This window comes from Nocardia sp. NPDC004568, assembly GCF_040609955.1.
Lineage (GTDB): Bacteria > Actinomycetota > Actinomycetes > Mycobacteriales > Mycobacteriaceae > Nocardia.
The window spans coordinates 1-18472 of record NZ_JBEXLL010000081.1 but is presented as its reverse complement, the minus strand read 5'-3'; the positions used below and the strand labels follow the sequence as shown (position 1 = coordinate 18472).

Sequence of the window (18472 nt, the reverse complement as noted above, 5' to 3'; positions counted from 1 at the left end):
TAGTCATCTGCTCGGCGCAGAATTTACCTCTGAGACTAGAACAGGTTCTCGTTCATGTCGAGAACCGGTGCCGGTGGGCCGCATATGTGCGACATGTGCTGGATGTGGCGTGAATAGCTGGCGTTCGGGGCGCCAGTTTTGTAACGTGTTCTAGTACAGCAGGAGGAGGAATTGCGATGGCAGCAACCACGCCGAGCGGTGCGAAGGTCCGGGAGCTCGACGTCGGCTCGGTTCCCACCCGGTACGCGCGCGGATGGCATTGCCTGGGGTTGGCGCAGAATTTCCGGGACGGCAAACCGCATTCGGTGCAAGCGTTCGGCACCAAACTGGTGATCTGGGCGGACAGCGCCGACGAATTGCACGTACTCGACGCCTACTGCCGGCATATGGGCGGCGATCTCAGCATGGGTGAGATCAAGGGCGACGATGTCGCCTGCCCGTTCCACGATTGGCGCTGGGGCGCGACCGGTAAGTGCACGTCCATCCCCTACGCGCGGCGGGTCCCGCCACTGGCGCGTACTCGGCGCTGGACCACTCTCGAGCGCAACGGCCAGCTCTTCGTCTGGCACGACCACGAGCGCAACGAACCGCCGCCCGAGGTCACCATCCCCTATATCAAGGGCCCCTACACCGATGCCGACGGCAACCCGGTGGAGGAACTCGACAGTGGCTGGACCCAGTGGACCTGGAACTCGCTGCTGATCGAGGGCGCGAACTGCCGTGAGATCATCGACAACGTCGTGGATATGGCCCACTTCTTCTATATCCACTACGCCTTTCCGACCTTCTTCAAGAACGTTTTCGAGGGACATGTCGCCACTCAGTTCCTGGAGACCAAGGGCCGGCCCGATATCGGGATGGGCGCCAAATACGCCGGTGATCAGCTCCTGAAATCGGAGGCCTCGTACTTCGGGCCCTCCTACATGATCAACCCCCTGGTCAACAGCTACGGCGGTTACGAGATCACGGTCAACCTGATCAACTGCCACTATCCGGTGACACAGGATTCGTTCATGCTGCAGTGGGGCCTGACCGTCGAGAAGCCGAAGGGCCTGGACGACGAGACCGCGCAGAACCTCGCGAAGACCATGGCCGACTTCTTCGGTGACGGCTTCCTGCAGGACGTGGAGATCTGGAAGCACAAGTCCAAGGTCGAGAACCCGCTGCTCTGCGAGGAGGACGGTCCGGTCTACCAGCTGCGGCGCTGGTACGACCAGTTCTACGTCGACGTCGCCGACGTGACCGAGAAGATGACCCAGCGGTTCGAATTCGAGGTCGACACCGCCAAGGCGAACGAGGCATGGGAAGCCGAGGTCGAAGAGAACCTGCGGCGTAAACGCGAACAAGAGGCGGCCACGGCGGACGCCGACCAAGCGGAGGCAGGAGTCTGATATGGCCCGCTGGGCAAAAGCACCCGACTTCGCCGACCAGCCCGCCAGGCAGGCCGCGGTGCGGGCCCAGACGGTCGTGGACCAGCAACGGTACCTGGAGGACGGCCTGACACCGCTGCGGTGTCAGGCCTGCGATATCGAGGTACGGGTCCGCAAGAGCAGCTCCCGGCAGACCTCGGTGCAGTGGACCGAGAACCCGGCCGCGCGCTGCCCCGTTTTCGCCGAACTCAGCGCCGAGGGATACGGGCCCGGTCGGCCGGATACCTGTGAGCGATTGCAGAAGACCATCAAATGGGCCGTCGACGAGGGGTTGCTCGAGGTTCCGGAGTAGCCGTCCGGAACCAGGCGGCCTGGAACGGCCGAGGTGTCTCACCGGCGACATCCCTTCTGCGGAGTCGCACGGGTGCTGTGCTGGGACACCTTAGTGGGCTAACCTGTTAGCTAAGGAGGTGTCCATGGCGAGCAGCGCAGCAGAGCAGTTCAATATCCACGAGGCGAAGACCAATCTGTCCCGCATCGTGGAGCGGGTGGAACGCGGCGAGGAGATCGTGATCAGCCGGGCCGGGCATCCGGTAGCCAAGGTGGTGCCGCTGGTCCGGCGAGCCGACCGTACCGGTCGTGGGTCGCTCCGTGGAACGCTCGTCCTGCAAGCGGATTGGGATTCCGACGAGACGAACGAGGCGATAGCCGACGAGTTCGGTATGTCGCGATGAGCCTGTTGCTCGATACCCATGTGGTTCTGTGGTGGCTCGCGGACGACCCCACGCTCAGCGGCGAAATGAAGGATCGGCTCGATCACGACCCGGATGTTTTCGTAAGTGCTGCATCCGTCTGGGAGGTGGCGATAAAGCAGGCAGGTGGCAAGCTGGGCGGACCGGCCGACCTTCCGGAGCGAGTGCGTGACAGTGGGTTCAATTTGTTGCGCATCGATGCAGAACACGCCATCGCTGCCGGTCGGATGCCACTGATCCACCGCGATCCGTTCGACCGCATGCTGTTGGCGCAAGCCAGTTCGGAAGGCTTGGTGCTGGCCACCCGCGACCCGTGGTGCCAGAAATACGAGGTACCGACACTGGCGGTCTGACGGGCTACAGTCCGCGCCAGGACGCAGCGTGAAAGAGCGCTGGTTGCATGGCGACGGCCGCTTCCAGAAATCTGGAAGCGGCCGTATTCATTTGGGGATCGGACCGTATCGGCCGTGCGGTCAGCGCCGGGAACCGCGCTCGCGATACATGCGTCGCTGTTCCTTGGCGATACCCCGCCATACCTTGGCCCGCTCGGCCTGGAGCCGCTTGTCCGACCGCGCTTCCATCCAGGCGTTCTCCTTACCCAGCTTGCGATAGCTGCGCACCCGCCGTTCCGGTATCTCGCCGGATTCGACGGCCGCGCGGACCGCGCAACCCGGTTCGGCGTCGTGGGCGCAGTCGGCGAACCGGCAGGCGGCGGCCAGTTCCTCGATATCGCTGAAGGTCCGGCTGATGCCCTCGGCCGCGTCCCACAATCCGACACCCCGCAGCCCGGGAGTATCGATGAGGGTGCCGCCGGTGGGTAGCGGCCGCAGCTCGCGGTGCACCGTGGTGTGCCGGCCCTTCTTGTCGGCCGCGCGTACGGTGTCGGTGGCGAAGACTTCCGCGCCCAGCAGTGCGTTGGCAAGTGTGGATTTACCCGCACCGGACGGTCCCAGCAGTACCACCGTGCCGCTCAGTACCGCGACCAGCACGTCGAGACCGAGCTCGGCGGTCGCGCTCACCGCCAGCACCGGTGCGCCCGGCGCCACGGCCCGGACCTCGTCGAGCGGTAGGTCCTCGGCGGTATCCACCTTGGTGAGCACGACCACGGGCTGGGCGCCGCTTTCCCAGACCAGGGCGAGCATCCGTTCGATGCGCCCCAGATCCACGTCGCTGTCGGCGGGCGCGCAGATCAGCACGGTATCGACATTGGCGGCCAGTACCTGGCTCTCCGCCCGCCCGGATGCCGCGGAACGGGTGACGACGGTCCGGCGGGGCAGTTGGGCGCGGACATGGGAACGAGCGTCCAGGCTCACCCAGTCGCCGGTGCACAGACCGCTCACCGGTGAGTCCGCGCGGGGGCAGGTGGCCCGGGCGGGCCCGGTGGGCGTCACCACATCGCATTCGCCACGGTCCATCCGGACGATGCGCGCGGGAACACAATCGGCGTCGAGGAGCGGGAGGTAGTGCGCGGCTACGGCTTCTGTCCAGCCGTAAGGGACGAGTGGGTCGAAGTCGACCATGAGGAAGAAGATCCTTCGTCGGGCGCCGAGCCCGACGGGCTCAGCGAGTGGAGTTCGAGAGGGAGAACGACGGGGCGGTACGAACCGGTGCGGTCCGCCTCGCCACGGCAATCCGGGCGACCGTCACGTTCTCCACCTCCTTCACGACTCGCTGTTGCCGGATACTCTGGCACGGCTACTTCCCGCGTGCAATTCTTTTTCGCGGCGCCCGACGAGTGGACGAGGTACCGGTGGACGCCTCGGTCAGGCGATCGCGTAATCACCGAGTCCGGGTTCGAGCAGATCGAAGACCCGCCCGGCTTCCTCGATCATCCTGGCCACGAGGTGCTCGGGCGAGTGCCCGAGCATCGTCAGCTCCTGCGCCCGCTGGAACAGCAGCCGATGCGCGGCGCCCAGCTGGGCGGCCGCGGCCCGGCGGGTGAGGTCGTCGCCGGGCAGGGTGGCGGCGAGTGCGTGTTCGCGGAGTTCGTGCAGTTCGCGCAGCCGCGCGACCAGGGTCGGGCTGTCGGCGATCATGCGGCATACCACCGACGTAATTTCATCCCGCGACGCGCGAGCGGGCAAGAGCTGCGTCAACGCAGCAGCGGAGCCACACCGTGGCCCGGGGTCGGACGAGGAAAGCAGGGCGACGTGCGCACAATTCGCTTCACCGAGTATCCGGAGGTCACCGCGGCGGCGAGCGGAGCCGGTCATCTGGCCGTGCAGATCGCGCGAGCGTGGGGCGCCACACGGGTGGTCGGTGCGGTCGGCTCGGATGACAAAGCCGGCTTCGTCCGCGAATGCGGCGCGGACGCGGTGGTGACCTACGACGAGCCGTGGTCCGAACGATTCGATGTGATCGCCGACGGAGTGGGCGGTGCGCTGGTGTCGCGGGCGGTCGACGCGCTGTCGCCGTACGGATGTCTGGTGGTCTTCAGCGCGGGTGGCGGCACCGTGGCAGCGGGAAGTCTGCTCGCGGAGCACAAGACCGTCACCGGTTTCTCGATAGGCCTGCCGGCGCGCACCGAGCCGGAACGGATCGAGAACCATCGTCGGGAGCTGTGGCAGCTACTCGCGAACGGCGCGATTCGTCCACGGCACACGGTCTATCCGCTGGAACGATCGACGCGGCCCTGGCCTCGATCGAGGCGCGCCGGAACACCGGACGCGTGGCCATCCGGATGAGCGCGCCGGTCGGCTGATCCGGCCCGGACCGGTGGCCGGCCGGGGAGCGTGTCCGCCGGCCGGGTGTCCGCCCGCGCCTGTGCGCCGGACCTCGCCGGGGAGAACAGGTCCGCGGCCACCGGCACGCCCCGCGCTCAGCGGTCGACCAGCGGGCGGCGTGGCACGCCGAAGAGTTCGGCGTCGCCGTGGGCGCGTTTGAAGTAGAGGTGCGCGTCGTGTTCCCAGGTGATGGCGATACCGCCGTGCAACTGAATGGTTTCCGCGGCGATCGTGGAGAACGATTCGGAACACTGCCGGCGGGCCACCCAGACATCCTCGGCGGCCGACGGCGCGTCCTCGGCCACCGCGAAGGTCGCGGCCAGGGCGGCCGATTTCGCGGACTCCGCGAGCACGTACATATCGGCCATCCGGTGTTTGAGGGCCTGGAAACTGCCGATGGCACGGCCAAACTGCACTCGTGACTTGGTGTACTCGACCGTGGCCTCCAGGCAGTACTCGGCCGCGCCGACCTGTTCGGCGGCGACCGCGGCCCACGCGACGCGGTGCAGATGTTCGATGATCGGCCCGGGTTCCGCGTCCCCCAGCCGACGGGCGGGAGTGGCGGTGAACGAGATCTCCGACAGCGCACGGGAGGGGTCCATGGCGGCGACCCGGCGCCGCTCGACACCGTCGGCGGCCGGGTCGACCTCGAAGAGACCGGTTTCGGTGACCACGATCAGAGTGTCGGCGACGGTGCCGTCGAGTACGTAGTGGGCCGTACCGTCGAGCGTGTCCCCGGTAGCCCGCACCCCGAAGTCGTCCCAGCCGCGGGCCGAGGCCCAGCAGAGGGCCAGGGTTCGACGACCCTCGGCGACCTCGGGCAGCAGCCGCGCGCAGGCCTCTCGGTCACCGGAGAGCAGCACCGCCTGGACGCCCAGAACCGCCGAGCCCAGCATCGGCACATCGGCCAGTGTCCGGCCGAGTTCGCCTACCACCAGCAAGGATTCGACCAGGCCCGCGCCGAATCCGCCGAACTCCTCGGGCACGGCCAGCGCGGCCACCCCGACCTGTTCGCACAACTGCGCCCACAGCTGTGGGTCGTAGCCCAGATCGGTGTCCATGGCCTTACGGATACCGGCTCGCGCATCACGTTTGGCCAGCAGTCCCCGGACCGCCGCCACCAGCTCCTGCTGTTCCTCGCTGATCATCTCTTCTCCCGTGGTTTCGGACGGATACCGGCAGGGCGATCGTGGCGTTCTCGCCGCCGCCCGCCGGTTCTCCGGTCAGGTGAGCGCGCCGGCCGGATCCGCGGCGGGTCCACTGCGCAGCGCCTCGGCGATGCGGCCGCGGTGCAGGTCCGGGGTGCCCCACGCGGTGCGCAGGGCGGTGACCCGGGTCAGCCACAGCGACAGGTCGTATTCGGCGGTGTAGCCGATGGCGCCGTGCACCTGCAGGGCGGCGCGGGCCGCCCGGTAGGCGGCGTCGGCGCAGGTCACGGCGGCGGCGGAGATATCGCGGGCGCTGTTGGGGGTCGCGGTGGTCAGCGCGGCCCGGTACAGCAGCGGTTCGGCGAGATCGAGCCCGATGAGGACATCGGCCAGTTTCTGTTTGACGGCCTGGAATTCACCGATCGGGCGTCCGAACTGTTTGCGCTGCTTCACGTAGTCGGTGGACGCGTCGAGTAGTGCCTTGCCCGCGCCGAGCAGCTGCGCCGCGTTGGCCAGGGCCCCGGCATCGAAACCGGCCGCGGCGGCCGCGGCGACCTGCGGTCCCTCGGCGACGAGTTCGTCGGCTTCCACCACCAACAGGCGGCGCGCGGGGTCCACCGAACGCACCGGTTCGCCGACCCGTCCGGTGCTCAGCCGGTCCCCGTCGGCGACCAGTACGAGGTCGACGCGGTCGGCGTCCACCGCCACCGCGCGACCACCGCGCCCGGTGAAGGCGACCGTGGCCGTCAGTGTGCCCTCGGAGATGCCCGGCAACCAGCGGCGGGCGGGCTCCGGATCGGCGAGCGCCTGGAGCAGCGCGGGGACGGCGGCCGCCGCCTCCGCCAGCGGGCCCGGGGCCGCGGCGCGACCGATCTCGACGAAGGCGACCACCTGGTCCAGTGGTTCGGCGCCGAGACCGCCGAACTCCTCGGTGATGGTCAGGCCGAATGCCCCGGCCGCGGCCAGCTGTTCGATCAGTGCCCGGCCGGGCCCCGGATCGCCCGTGCTCCACGCGCGCACCGCGGCGGTCGTGGACCCGGACTCGAACAGTTTGCGGATACTGGCACCGAAGTCCAGATGTTCCGGGCTGAGCGCGAATTTCATCGGCCACTTCCCCTCGGTAGGCCGAGGAGCCGCTCGGCGATGATGTTGCGTTGGATTTCGTTGGTTCCGGCGTAGATCGGGCCCGACAGCGAGAACAGGTAGCCGTCGGTCCAGCGGCTCGCCTGTTCGGCTTCGGGTCCGAGCAGATCCAGCGCGGTTTCGTGCATGGCGATATCGAGTTCGGACCAGAACACCTTGGTGATCGACGATTCGGCGCCGAGCTTGCCGCCCTCGTTCAGCCGCGTGACCGTCCCGAAAGTGTGTAGCCGGTAGGCCTCGCTACCGAGCCAGGCGTCCACCACCGCGTCGCGGGCCGCGGTGCCGGTATCGCCGCGTTCGGTCCACAGGTCGATCAGTCGTTGCGCGGTCGCGCTGAACCGGCCGGGACTGCGCAGTGAGAGACCGCGCTCGTTGCTGGAGGTGCTCATGGCGACCCGCCAGCCCTCGTTCGGTGCGCCGATCACCTCGCTGTCGGGAACGAAGACATCGTCGAGGAAGATCTCCGCGAATCCGGGCTCGCCGTCGAGCTGGGGGATCGGGCGGACGGTGACGCCGTCGGCGTCGAGCGGGAACATCAGGTAGGTGAGGCCGCGGTGCCGCTCGGCGGCGGGGTCGCTGCGGAACAGGCCGAACGCCCGGTCGGCGAACGCGGCCCGGGAACTCCAGGTCTTCTGACCGCTCAGCAGCCAGCCGCCCTCGGCGCGCCGGGCGGTGGAGCGGATACCGGCCAGATCGCTACCGGCCTCCGGCTCGGACCAGGCCTGGGCCCAGATATCGTCGCCGCGGGCCATCCGCGGCATGATCCGCTCCAACTGCTCGGGGGTGCCGTGCTCGAACAGGGTGGGGGCCAGCAGGAAGATACCGTTCTGACTCACCCGGCCCGGGGCACCCGCCGCGTAGTACTCCTGCTCGAAGAGCACCCATTCCAGCAGCGACGCGTCGCGCCCACCGAACTCGCGCGGCCACGACACCACCGACAGCCGGGCCTCGGCCAGCGTGCGTTCCCACGCGCGATGAGCTTCGAAGCCGGCTTCGGTGTCCATGGATGGCAGCGGTTCCGCGGGCACGTTCGCGGCCAGGAATTCGCGGACCTCCCGCTGGAATTCCCGGGTGCCTTCGTCGAGATCGAGATCCATTCAGTCTTTCCCGTCCGTATTCTTCGCGTCGGCCGTACTCGCCTGCGCTTTCATGGTCCTGGCGTTCATACCGCCCAGGGAATCCGTGCCTACCTCGGCATTGTGGGCGTGCGCGAAATGGTGGAGGCCGAACACCGAGTCCATTCCGGCCCGCATTCCCATGAGGTCCTCGGACTGGTTGACCGCTTTCTTCGTCAACGCCAGCCCGAATTGCGGCATGGCGGAGATCTTCTCGGCCAGCGCCATGGTCTCCGATTCCAGGTCGGCGCGCGGCACGACCCGGTTGACCATGCCCCACTCCTTGGCCTGTGCGGCATCGAACCGGTCGCCGGTGTAGAGGAATTCCTTGGCGGCCCGGGGACCCATCACCCACGGATGGGCGAAGTATTCGACACCCGGGATGCCCATGCGCACCACGGGATCGGAGAAGAACGCGTCGTCGGCGGCGATGATCAGATCGCACACCCAGGCCAGCATGAGTCCGCCCGCGATACAGGCGCCCTGCACCATGGCGATGGTCGGCTTGGGGATCTCCCGCCAGCGGCGGCACATCCCCAGATACACCTCCATCTCGCGGGCGAAGCGCTGGTCACCCCCGGGGCGGTCGATATGGTCCCACCACAGCGCGGCCTTGTTCTGGTACTTCACATGATGGTCGCGTCCGGGGGTGCCCAGGTCGTGGCCGGCGCTGAAGTGCTTCCCGTTGCCGGCCAGCACGATGACCTTGACCTCGGGGTCCTCGACCGCCCGCTCGAACGCGGCGTCGATCGCGTAGGTCATCACCGAGTTCTGGGCATTGCGGTAGTCGGGCCGGTTCAAGGTGACCACCGCGATCGCGCCACGGCGTTCGTAGGTCACCACATCGGGTTCGTAGGGAATGCCCCCGGCAGGGCTGTCCGACATCACGAATTCTCCTCACGTAGCTGGCGTTTGAGCACCTTGCCGCTGGCGTTGTAGGGCAATTCGTCGCGGAACTCGACGAATCGCGGCACCTTGAAATTGGCCAGTACCTTGGTGGCGTAGGAGAACACCTGGTCCTCGCTGAGCGCGGCACCCGGTTTCCGGACGATATAGGCCTTGCCCACCTCGCCCATCCGGGTATCGGGTACGCCGATCACCGCCACGACAGCGACACCGTCCAATCCGGCCAGGGCCTGTTCGATCTCGGCCGGATACACATTGAATCCACCGCTGACGTACATGTCCTTGAGCCGGTCGGTGATCTTCAGATAGCCGCGGTCGTCGATCACGCCGATATCGCCGGTGTGCAACCAGCCGTCCGCGTCGATCGTTTTCGCGGTGCTTTCCGGATCGTCCAGATAGCCCAGCATGACATTCGGTCCGCGCAGCAGGACCTCGCCCGCGTCGCTGAGCCTCAGCTCGAATCCGGCCATGGGGCGGCCACTGGTGGCGGAGATGGTCTCGGCGTCGTCGTCGACCCGGCACATGGTGCCGAATCCGGTGGATTCCGAGAGCCCGTACGCGGTGAGCACCACATCGAAATCCAGTTCCCGGCGCATCCGCTCCACCAGGACGACCGGTACCGGCGCCGCACCGGTGACCGCCACGCGCAGGCTCGCCAGCCGGTACTCGCCGCGGTCCGGGAAATCCAGGATGGACTGGTAGATGGTCGGCGGGCCGGGCAGGACGGTGATCTGCTCCTGATCGATGAGCCGCATGGTGGTCGGTACATCGAAAACGATCTGCGGGACGATCGTCGCCCCCGTGACCAGGCAGGCGATGATTCCGGCCTTGTAGCCGAAGCTGTGGAAGAACGGGTTGACGATCAGATAGTTGTCGTCGCTGTTCAGCGTCGAGCATTCGGTCCAGCCGCGGACGGCGGACAGCGTCTGCCGGTGCGCGATCAGGACGCCTTTGCTGCGGCCGGTGGTGCCGGAGGTGAACAGGATGTCGGACAGGTCCTCGGGGCTGATCGACTCCGCGTGCGCACGCGAATGTTCGCGGCTCACGCCGGCGCCGGCGGCCGCCAGCTCCGACCAATTCAGCGCGTCCTCGACCGGTTCCTCGGTACCTTCGACGGGCAGCACCACGACGGTATCGATCCGCAGATCGGGCGCCGCCGCACGGAGCTCGGCGAGCCGGTCGCGTTTGAGGAAGGTGCCCGCGATGAACAGGCCCTTGGCGTCGACCCGCCGCAGTACGTCGGCCACCTCGTCGGCGACGTAGCGGGTGTTGAGCGGGACCAGGGTCGCGCCGGCGTAGTGGGCGCCGAGCGCGGCGATCACCCAGTGATGGGTGTTGGGCGACCAGATGCCCACCCGGTCACCGGTCCGGATGCCGCGGGCGAGCAGGGCGCGTGCCACGTCCTGGACCTGTTCGAGCAGCTGGGTCCAGTCGAGCCGGATCGGTCCGTCGGCCAGCGCGGGCGCGGTGCCGTAGGTCTGGGCGGCGGCGTGCAGGGCCAGCGGTGTGGTCCGGTCCGTCGGTGGAATGTGCGCAGGGGTGGTCACGGGTGTCCTCGATGTCGTGCGGCCGTGGGCGGTGCGCGGTCTGCGAGCGGCGGTCTACAAAGCAAGTGCTTGGTAGGTTATCCTACCGGCGTGGGTGCTATCCAGACCTCAGAATCCGGTACCGGTCGCGACGGCGGGCGGCAATCGGCCGAACACGCCCCCGGGGCGCGGTCGACGGCCGAACGGACCAGCGTGGCCGCCCTGAGCGACGGCGAATTCGCCGCGCAGGCGCGAAGCTGGCTCGACGAGCAGCTCAGCGGTGAATTCCGGGAGTTGCGCGGGCTGGGCGGACCCGGCCGCGAACACGAAGCCTTCGACGAACGCCTGGAATGGGATCGCGCGCTGGCGGCCGCGGGCTGGACCTGCCTGGGCTGGCCGGTGGAGTACGGCGGGCGCGACGCGAGCGTGGCGCAGCAGATCATCTTCCACGAGGAGTACGCGAAGGCGAACGCGCCCGCCCGGGTCTCCCATGTGGGTGAGGAACTGCTGGGCCCGACCCTGCTGGCCTTCGGGACCGACGCCCAGCGCGACCGTTTCCTACCGGGGATCCGCACCGTCACCGAACTGTGGTGCCAGGGCTATTCGGAGCCGGGCGCCGGCTCCGACCTCGCCGCCGTCTCGACCTCCGCACGCCTGGACGGCGACCAGTGGTCCATCAACGGGCAGAAGATCTGGACCTCGCTGGCGCATGTGGCCGACTGGTGCTTCGCGGTCTGCCGCACCGAACCCGGTTCGAAACGCCACAAAGGCCTTTCGTATCTGCTGGTGCCGATGGATCAGCCCGGTATCGAGGTCCGGCCGATCGTGCAGCTCACCGGCACCTCCGAGTTCAACGAGGTGTTCTTCGACAACGCGCGCACCGATGCCGACCTCGTCGTCGGCGACCCGGGCGACGGCTGGCGGGTCGCGATGGGCACGCTCAACGTCGAACGCGGTATCTCCACACTCGGCCAGCAGATCCGCTTCGCCCGGGAACTCGCGGCGATCGAGAACCTGGCCCGCGAGTCCGGCGCCCTCGACGATCCGCTCCTGGCGGACAAGATAGATCGTGCCTGGGTGGGGCTGCGGGTCCTGCGCGCCCACGCACTGCGCACCATGGCCGAGACCGCCGACGACGGCGGCCAGGCCTCGGTGGGCAAACTGCTCTGGGCCAACTGGCATCGCGGCCTCGGCGAACTCGCCATGGCAGTGCGCGGCGCCGCCGGACTGGTCGCCGCGGACGGCGATCTCGACGAATGGCAGCGGCTGTATCTGTTCACCCGCGCCGACACGATCTACGGAGGTTCGAACGAAGTGCAGCGCAACATCATCTCCGAGCGGGTGCTCGGTCTTCCCCGTGAGGCCCGGCAGTGAGCGGGCCGCTGTCGGTCGCGCCCCCGCAGACTCCGGCCCACGGGCTACTCACCGGCCGCCGGGCCGTGGTCACCGCGGCCGCCGGCACCGGGATCGGGTCCGCGACGGCTCGCCGGTTGCTCGCCGAAGGCGCCGATGTGGTGGTCTCGGATTGGCACGAACGGCGGTTGGAATCCACACGTGCCGAACTGTCCGAGGAGTTCACCGACCGCAAGGTCGCGGCGATCGCCTGTGATGTCACCAGCACCGAACAGGTCGACGAACTGGTCCGCGGCGCGGCCGCGGCGCTGGGCGGGGTCGATATCTTCGTCAACAATGCCGGGCTCGGCGGCGAGACGCCGGTGGTCGATATGACCGACGAACAGTGGGACCGTGTCCTCGACATCACCCTCAACGGCACCTTCCGCTGCACCCGGGCCGCGCTGAACTACTTCCGCGACGCGAAACACGGCGGCGTGATCGTGAACAACGCGAGCGTGCTCGGTTGGCGGGCCCAGTACGGTCAGGCGCACTATGCCGCGGCGAAGGCCGGTGTCATGGCGCTGACCAGGTGCAGCGCGGTCGAGGCGGCCGAGTTGGGGGTCCGGATCAACGCGGTGTCGCCCAGCATCGCCCGGCACGCCTTCCTGGACAAGACCAGCTCCAGCGAACTGCTCGACCGGCTGTCCGAGCGTGAGGCCTTCGGCCGGGCGGCCGAGCCCTGGGAGGTCGCGGCCACCATCGCGATGCTCGCCAGCGACTACACCACCTATCTCACCGGCGAGGTGGTCTCGATAAGCAGCCAGCGCGCCTGAGCGCCCGTCCCGGCCGGTTGGCCCGTCCGAACCGGAACCGTTCCTCGGCGGCGCATCGGGCGCTCGGCCGCCACCGCGTTCATCGGCGTGCGGTCACCTCGGCGGGCCGGTGCTGTGCCGTGCCTGCCGTCGATTTCCGAACGGTCGAGCCGGTGCCGGCGGGGTTCTGGCGTGCCCGCGTCCGGTACCGCCGGATGCCTCCTCGATCGGACGGCGGGTGTGCCGGGTTCGGTGGATTGCGCGGCGCCGTCGACAATGCGCAGGCGCGCGCCGCAGGCCGGTGCAGGCCCGGAGCTCGGCCGGCGGTGAGCTCCGGTGTGGGTCGCCTGCGAATTCGGCGTGTGTAGACGCGGTTCAGGCGCGGGTCAGCGCGAAGATGCGCAGGTCGCGGTCGGTGCGCTTGCGGTAGGCGGCATAGGCGCCGGTGATCTCGACGAAACGTTCGAATACCGATTCCGCGGTCGGCCCGTCGACCCGGGTGGCGGTGACCGGTATGCGTTCGCCGGCGATGGAAACGGTCGCGGCCGGGTCGGCGAGAAGATTGGCCGTCCAGGCCGGGTGGCGGGCGCCACCGAAGTTGCTGCCGATGACGTAGAGGGTCGCACCGTCGTGTACGCACAGCAGCGGCTGGGTACGCGGCTGTCCCGACCGGCGACCCGTTGTGGTCAGCAGGATCACCGGTGCTCCGATCGGCCCGAGCACGGTGTAGCGGGCATCGGTGCGTTCGAGTACCCGGCGGTCCAGTGGGGTGAGAGCGCGGACCACCCGGGAGCCGAACTTCGTGCCTGCGAACCTGTCTGCCGCACGGGCCAACGGGCTCTCCGGCGAACCCCATTGTCGCTGCGGAAAGGGTGTCGTCATCCGGTGAATATACCGACGGGACCGGTGCGCCCCCGGGGTGCGGCGGGCCCGGGTTCGCTGTGGCTCCTCGCGCAGCGAACGGTGGATCGCCGAATCGGTCGCCTGAATTCGGCATGCGGCGGAACCGGTTCGGGATATCGGCCGTCCAATCAATCGGAAGCAGTGCGGAGTTCGTACCTCTTCCGAGACGCGGGCCCGAGGGGTCCGGCTCCGACAGGGAGGGGGGAGCCGGAAACCTCGGGTCCGCCGGTCACCCACCGCCCATGGACCAAGCAAATGCTTGGTTGTATCATGGCGGGGTGACCGCACCCGACCCCTCGAAATCGGCCCGGCGAACCGAACTACTCGATATGGCGGCCGAGCTGTTCGCCGAACGGGGCGTGCGCGCCACCACGGTGCGTGATATCGCCGACGCGGCGGGCATTCTCTCCGGCAGCCTGTACCACCACTTCTCCTCGAAAGAGGGGATGGTGGACGAGATTCTCCGCGGATTCCTCGACGAACTGTTCGGACGCTACCGGGAGATCGTCGCCGCCGGGCTGAATTCGCGTGCCACGCTGGAAGCCCTGGTGCTGGCCTCCTACGAGGCCTTCGACCGATCCCACGCGGCGGTCGCCATCTACCAGTCCGAAGCCAAACGCCTGCGCGCCGCCGAACGCTTCGCCTACATCGACGACTACAACCGCGAATTCCGGGAGCTCTGGCGCCGCGTCCTCACCAGCGGCGTCGCCGACGGCAGCTTCCGCCCCGAACTCGATATCGACCTGGCCTACCGCTTCCTGCGCGACACGGTCTGGGTCGCGGTCCGCTGGTACCAGCCCGGTGGCGGGTCGATCACCGTCGACACGCTCGCCAAGCAGTACCTCACCATCGTGCTCGACGGGCTCACCGTGCCGGGCCACACCGATTAGGAGAAGTTCCATGGCAACAGCTGCCCGCCGCCCTTATGCACCGTTGCGTGAGGCGTATGTGATCGATGCGGTGCGCACCCCGGTCGGGAAGCGCGGTGGTGCGCTGGCGGAGGTCCATCCGGCCGATCTCGGCGCGGCCGCGTTGCAGGGCCTGCTCGGCCGCAATGCGATCGACCCCGCCCGGGTCGACGATGTGATCGTCGGCTGCGTGGACAATGTCGGCCCGCAGGCCGGCAATATCGGCCGGACGATGTGGCTGACCGCCGGATATCCGGAGGAGGTCCCCGGTGTCACCGTGGACCGGCAGTGCGGGTCCAGCCAGCAGGCCATCAACTTCGGCGCCCAGGCCATCATGAGCGGTACCGCCGAGGTCATCGTGGCCGGCGGGGTGCAGAACATGAGCGCCATCCCGATCTCCGCGGCCATGATCGCCGGTAAGGAGTACGGCTTCGATTCGCCGTTCGTCGGCGCCCAGGGCTGGGATCACCGTTACGGCACCGGCGAGGTGTCGCAGTTCCGCGGTGCGCAGATGATCGCCGAGAAATGGGGGATCACCCGCGAGGAGATGGAGCAGTGGGCGTTGCGCAGCCACGAGCGCGCCCGCGCCGCCATCAAAGCGGGCCGGTTCGACAACGAGATCGTGCCGGTGGGGGATTTCTGGATCGACCAGGGTCCGCGCGAGACCAGCCTGGAGAAGATGGCCTCGCTGCCCGCACTGGAGGAGGGCAGCCCGCTCACCGCCGCGGTCGCCTCGCAGATCTCCGACGGTGCCAGCGCCACACTGCTCGCCTCGGAGTGGGCGGTCGAGGAATACGGCCTCACCCCGCGCGCCCGCATCATCCACGTCAGTGCCCGTGGCGCCGACCCGCTGTACATGCTGACCGCACCCATCCCCGCCACGCGGTGGGCGCTGGAGAAGACCGGCCTGACCATCGACGATATCGACGTGGTCGAGATCAACGAGGCCTTCGCCCCCGTGGTGCTGGCCTGGTTGAAGGAGACCGGCGCCGACCCGGAGAAGGTGAACGTGAACGGCGGCGCCATCGCACTGGGTCACCCGCTCGGCGCGACCGGCGCGAAACTCTTCGCCACCCTGCTGAACGAACTGGAGCGGATCAACGGCCGTTACGGCCTGCTCACCATCTGCGAGGGCGGCGGCACCGCGAACGCCACCATCATCGAAAGGCTCGATCGCTGAGGAGGTGGTGGCGGCAATGTCGCCACCACCTCGGCTCGGCCGGCGAACCCGTGACCGGGACATCGGCCCAGCCGGCGACATCGGTGACCGTGGCCCGGCGTAGACCCGCCCGGCCCACGGTGTACTCGGGCATCACGTCGAGCAGCGCGTCCAGCGCGATCCGGTCTTCCAGGCGGGCCGGCGCCGCACCCGGGCAACTGTCGATGCCGTAACCGAAGCCCAGGTTGTGCCCGGAATGCGGCCGGTCGATATCGAAGCTGCCGGCATCGGGAATTGCCCGCTCGTCGCGCGTGGCCGAGGCGAGCAGCATCAGTACGAAGCTGCCCTGCGGAATGGTCCGGTCGTGCAGTCGCACCTCGCTGCGGGTGTAGCGCAGGCCGTACTCGACGGGCCCGTCGTAGCGCAGCACTTCCACGAAGGCCGCGGGGATCTTCGACCGATCGGCGCGCAGGGCGCGCCACTGCTCCGGGTGGTCGGCGAAGAGAACGGCCGCGATGCCGACGAGTTCGGCGACGGTTTCGACGCCCGCCGCCGAACTCGCGCGGGTCATGCCGGTCATGCGCGAGCTCATTTGGCCGATGGCGGAGGGCGACGACGCCGATATCGTCGCCGCGGCGATCATCCGGCCGGCGGCCTGGCACTCCGTGATCCGGAGCGACGACCGGGCGATATTCCTGGCTCAGCTACGGCATGTGGCGGGTATCCCACCGACCGGTCTGGAAATAGATAGTTAGCCTATGTAATAATATTTGGGTGCAGCCGAACCCGGTGACCGATGTGGACGACACTGTCGTCGATCTGCTGGTCACCGCGGGTCGGCTCACGCGCGCGGCGGGAATGCTCAGCGTCGACGACCTGCCGCGCGCCACCGTGCGCGCACTGGCAGTGCTCGACGAACACGGTTCGGTGCGGATCAGCGAATTCGCTCGTATCGATCGCACGTCGCAACCCACGGCAACCGCGCTCATCGCCCGTCTGGTGGGGGAGGGTTACGCCTCCCGGCACCGCGACCCGGACGATTCGCGTGCGGTCGTCGTCCAACTCACACCGGCCGGGCGTGCCCGGCTCGCCGCCACCCGTGCCTCCATGCGCGAGGCGCTGTCCGGCCCGTTGTCCGGCTTCGACGCCGAACGCCTGACCGGACTCGCCGCCGAGCTACGGGACCTGCTGGCGGCGATCCGGGAATCGGCCGGGCACCACACGCAATCGAGGTAAGACCGATGAGCACCAGGAGCAGGACGGCCACCGGGCCGGACAGTACGAGCGCGTCAGGCCCGGAGGCGGTAGCGCAGCGTAACCACGCAGGGCCCGCGCTCGGACTCGATGGACACAGTACGAGCGCGTCAGGCCCGGAGGCGGTAGCGCAGCGTAACCACGCAGGGCCCGCGAGCGCACTCGATCCACACAGCACATCGACCGGGCAGCCGAAGGCGGTCTGGGCCGTCGCCTTCGCCAGCGTTATCGCGTTCATGGGCATCGGCCTCGTCGATCCGATCCTCGAGCCCATCGGTGAACAGCTCCACGCGTCGCCGTCACAGGTATCGCTGCTGTTCACCAGCTATATGCTCGTCACCGGCGTCGCCATGCTGGTCACCGGCGTGGTCTCCAGCCGGTTCGGCGCGAAGAAGACCCTGCTCGCCGGTCTGGCCCTGATCATCCTGTTCGCGGCCCTGGCCGGTATGTCGGGGACGGTCGGCCAGATCGTCGGCTTCCGCGCGGGCTGGGGGCTCGGCAACGCCCTGTTCATCGCCACCGCGCTGGCCACCATTGTCGGAGCCGCCAGCGGCGGGGTCGCACGCGCGATCATTCTCTACGAGGCGGCGCTGGGTATCGGTATCGCCACCGGGCCGCTGCTGGGCGGCGTGCTCGGCGGGATCAGCTGGCGCGGGCCCTTCTTCGGCGTATCCGTGCTCATGGCCGTCGCCTTCATCGCGATCGTCGTACTGCTCCCCGAGGGACCGAAAGCCGCGAAGCCGACCTCACTGGCCGCGCCGTTCAAAGCGCTGCGCCATCGCGGCCTGCTCGTCGTGAGCATCACGGCCCTGCTGTACAACTTCGGTTTCTTCACCCTGCTCGCCTACACCCCGTTCCCGCTGGACATGGGCACCTACGCGATCGGCTTCATCTTCTGTGGCTGGGGCATCCTGCTGGCCGTGGCCTCGGTGTTCTTCGCACCCGAGTTGCAGCACCGTTTCGGCACGCTGCCGATGATCGCCGTGGCGGTCGGGCTGTTCGCCGCGGATCTGGCGGTGATGGCCTTGTTCGCCGAGCACAAGCCCGTACTGATCGTCGGTGTCGTCCTCGCGGGCCTGTTCCTCGGTGTGAACAACACGCTGATCACCGAGGCCGTCATGATCTCCGCTCCGGTGGAACGCTCGACCGCGTCGGCGGCCTACAGCTTCGTCCGCTTCGCGGGCGGCGCCGCCGCACCGTGGCTGGCGGGCAAACTCGGTGAGACCAGCGTTTCGCTGCCGTTCTGGGTGGGCGCGGTCTGCACCGCCGCCGGTGTGGTGGTGCTGCTGGTCGGCCGCTCGGCCCTGGCCCATATCGACGACCACGACCCCGCTCCCCACAGTGTGGAGGAAGCGCAGGCGGTCACGGTCGGTGACTGACCTCCACAAGAGGTCTTCCGCGGGCCCCGCCGACCGGCG

General features: G+C 68.4%; 20 protein-coding genes and 1 pseudogene. 12 read left to right on the top strand and 9 right to left on the bottom strand.

Annotated features, from left to right (window positions below; genetic code table 11):
- The first annotated feature begins 176 nt into the window (after positions 1–176).
- From ABZV91_RS27425 to ABZV91_RS27410, 4 genes are all read left to right on the top strand, one after another.
- Positions 177–1391, top strand: coding sequence for a Rieske 2Fe-2S domain-containing protein (locus tag ABZV91_RS27425; protein WP_355247555.1), 1215 nt, complete (start codon positions 177–179; stop codon positions 1389–1391).
- A gap of 1 nt (position 1392) precedes the next feature.
- Positions 1393–1722 carry a hypothetical protein gene (locus ABZV91_RS27420; RefSeq protein ID WP_355247552.1) on the top strand — a complete coding sequence of 110 codons (330 nt, stop codon included), beginning with the start codon at positions 1393–1395 and terminating at the stop codon, positions 1720–1722.
- Positions 1723–1846: 124 nt separating this feature from the next.
- Entirely contained in the window at positions 1847–2104 is a 258-nt protein-coding gene (locus ABZV91_RS27415; protein WP_355247549.1) for a type II toxin-antitoxin system prevent-host-death family antitoxin, read from the top strand.
- The gene (locus ABZV91_RS27410) at positions 2101–2475 is read left to right on the top strand and encodes a type II toxin-antitoxin system VapC family toxin (RefSeq protein ID WP_355247546.1); all 375 of its coding nucleotides are present in this window, start codon (positions 2101–2103) and stop codon (positions 2473–2475) included. Before ABZV91_RS27415 ends, ABZV91_RS27410 begins: the two co-directional genes overlap by 4 nt.
- Positions 2476–2595: 120 nt before the next feature.
- On the opposite strand, the gene rsgA is transcribed toward ABZV91_RS27410, so the two are convergent.
- Positions 2596–3642: a ribosome small subunit-dependent GTPase A gene (rsgA, locus tag ABZV91_RS27405; RefSeq protein WP_355247543.1), complete on the bottom strand. Its 1047-nt coding sequence runs from the start codon at positions 3640–3642 to the stop codon at positions 2596–2598.
- Positions 3643–3885: 243 nt separating this feature from the next.
- Complete coding sequence (locus ABZV91_RS27400; RefSeq protein WP_355247540.1) at positions 3886–4158, bottom strand: hypothetical protein; 273 nt, start codon at positions 4156–4158, stop codon at positions 3886–3888.
- A gap of 114 nt (positions 4159–4272) precedes the next feature.
- On the opposite strand from ABZV91_RS27400, the gene ABZV91_RS27395 reads away from it, so the two are divergent.
- Positions 4273–4806: a zinc-binding dehydrogenase gene (locus ABZV91_RS27395; protein ID WP_355247537.1), complete on the top strand. Its 534-nt coding sequence runs from the start codon at positions 4273–4275 to the stop codon at positions 4804–4806.
- Between the two features lie 134 nt (positions 4807–4940).
- Here the strand turns inward: ABZV91_RS27395 and ABZV91_RS27390 are convergent, their stop codons facing one another.
- From ABZV91_RS27390 to ABZV91_RS27370, 5 genes are all read right to left on the bottom strand, one after another.
- Positions 4941–5993 carry an acyl-CoA dehydrogenase family protein gene (locus tag ABZV91_RS27390; protein ID WP_355247534.1) on the bottom strand — a complete coding sequence of 351 codons (1053 nt, stop codon included), beginning with the start codon at positions 5991–5993 and terminating at the stop codon, positions 4941–4943.
- A 75-nt stretch (positions 5994–6068) separates the two neighbouring features.
- A complete protein-coding gene (locus tag ABZV91_RS27385) occupies positions 6069–7097 on the bottom strand; it encodes an acyl-CoA dehydrogenase family protein (RefSeq protein WP_355247531.1) in 1029 nt (342 codons plus the stop codon).
- On the bottom strand, positions 7094–8233 hold the full coding sequence (locus tag ABZV91_RS27380) for an acyl-CoA dehydrogenase family protein (protein WP_355247528.1): 1140 nt from the start codon (positions 8231–8233) through the stop codon (positions 7094–7096). Before ABZV91_RS27380 ends, ABZV91_RS27385 begins: the two co-directional genes overlap by 4 nt.
- Positions 8234–9136, bottom strand: a complete 903-nt coding sequence (locus tag ABZV91_RS27375; RefSeq protein WP_355247525.1) for an enoyl-CoA hydratase — start codon at positions 9134–9136, stop codon at positions 8234–8236.
- A complete protein-coding gene (locus ABZV91_RS27370; RefSeq protein ID WP_355247523.1) occupies positions 9136–10704 on the bottom strand; it encodes a FadD3 family acyl-CoA ligase in 1569 nt (522 codons plus the stop codon). Before ABZV91_RS27370 ends, ABZV91_RS27375 begins: the two co-directional genes overlap by 1 nt.
- Positions 10705–10896: 192 nt before the next feature.
- Between ABZV91_RS27370 and ABZV91_RS27365 the strand changes: the two genes are divergently transcribed.
- Together ABZV91_RS27365 and ABZV91_RS27360 are read left to right on the top strand one after the other, a co-directional pair.
- Positions 10897–12057: an acyl-CoA dehydrogenase family protein gene (locus tag ABZV91_RS27365; RefSeq protein ID WP_355247606.1), complete on the top strand. Its 1161-nt coding sequence runs from the start codon at positions 10897–10899 to the stop codon at positions 12055–12057.
- Positions 12054–12851, top strand: a complete 798-nt coding sequence (locus ABZV91_RS27360; RefSeq protein WP_355247520.1) for an SDR family oxidoreductase — start codon at positions 12054–12056, stop codon at positions 12849–12851. The genes ABZV91_RS27365 and ABZV91_RS27360 overlap by 4 nt, the downstream gene beginning before the upstream one ends.
- A 354-nt stretch (positions 12852–13205) precedes the next feature.
- On the opposite strand, the gene ABZV91_RS27355 is transcribed toward ABZV91_RS27360, so the two are convergent.
- Positions 13206–13712, bottom strand: coding sequence for a nitroreductase/quinone reductase family protein (locus ABZV91_RS27355; protein WP_355247517.1), 507 nt, complete (start codon positions 13710–13712; stop codon positions 13206–13208).
- Between the two features lie 263 nt (positions 13713–13975).
- Between ABZV91_RS27355 and ABZV91_RS27350 the strand changes: the two genes are divergently transcribed.
- Both ABZV91_RS27350 and ABZV91_RS27345 read left to right on the top strand, forming a co-directional pair.
- Entirely contained in the window at positions 13976–14623 is a 648-nt protein-coding gene (locus ABZV91_RS27350; protein WP_081876995.1) for a TetR/AcrR family transcriptional regulator, read from the top strand.
- Between the two features lie 43 nt (positions 14624–14666).
- A complete protein-coding gene (locus ABZV91_RS27345) occupies positions 14667–15821 on the top strand; it encodes an acetyl-CoA C-acetyltransferase (protein ID WP_355247603.1) in 1155 nt (384 codons plus the stop codon).
- Here the strand turns inward: ABZV91_RS27345 and ABZV91_RS27340 are convergent.
- A complete protein-coding gene (locus ABZV91_RS27340; protein WP_355247512.1) occupies positions 15799–16380 on the bottom strand; it encodes a cytochrome P450 in 582 nt (193 codons plus the stop codon). The two genes, ABZV91_RS27345 and ABZV91_RS27340, sit on opposite strands and share 23 nt — an antisense overlap.
- On the opposite strand from ABZV91_RS27340, the gene ABZV91_RS27335 reads away from it, so the two are divergent.
- From ABZV91_RS27335 to ABZV91_RS27325, 3 genes and pseudogenes are all read left to right on the top strand, one after another.
- On the top strand, positions 16379–16555 hold the full coding sequence (locus tag ABZV91_RS27335; RefSeq protein WP_355247509.1) for a hypothetical protein: 177 nt from the start codon (positions 16379–16381) through the stop codon (positions 16553–16555). The two genes, ABZV91_RS27340 and ABZV91_RS27335, sit on opposite strands and share 2 nt — an antisense overlap.
- 19 nt (positions 16556–16574) lie before the next feature.
- A complete protein-coding gene (locus tag ABZV91_RS27330) occupies positions 16575–17036 on the top strand; it encodes a MarR family transcriptional regulator (protein WP_355247505.1) in 462 nt (153 codons plus the stop codon).
- Between the two features lie 206 nt (positions 17037–17242).
- Positions 17243–18433, top strand: a pseudogene (locus ABZV91_RS27325) (MFS transporter); the annotation flags it as partial.
- Positions 18434–18472: the final 39 nt, after the last annotated feature.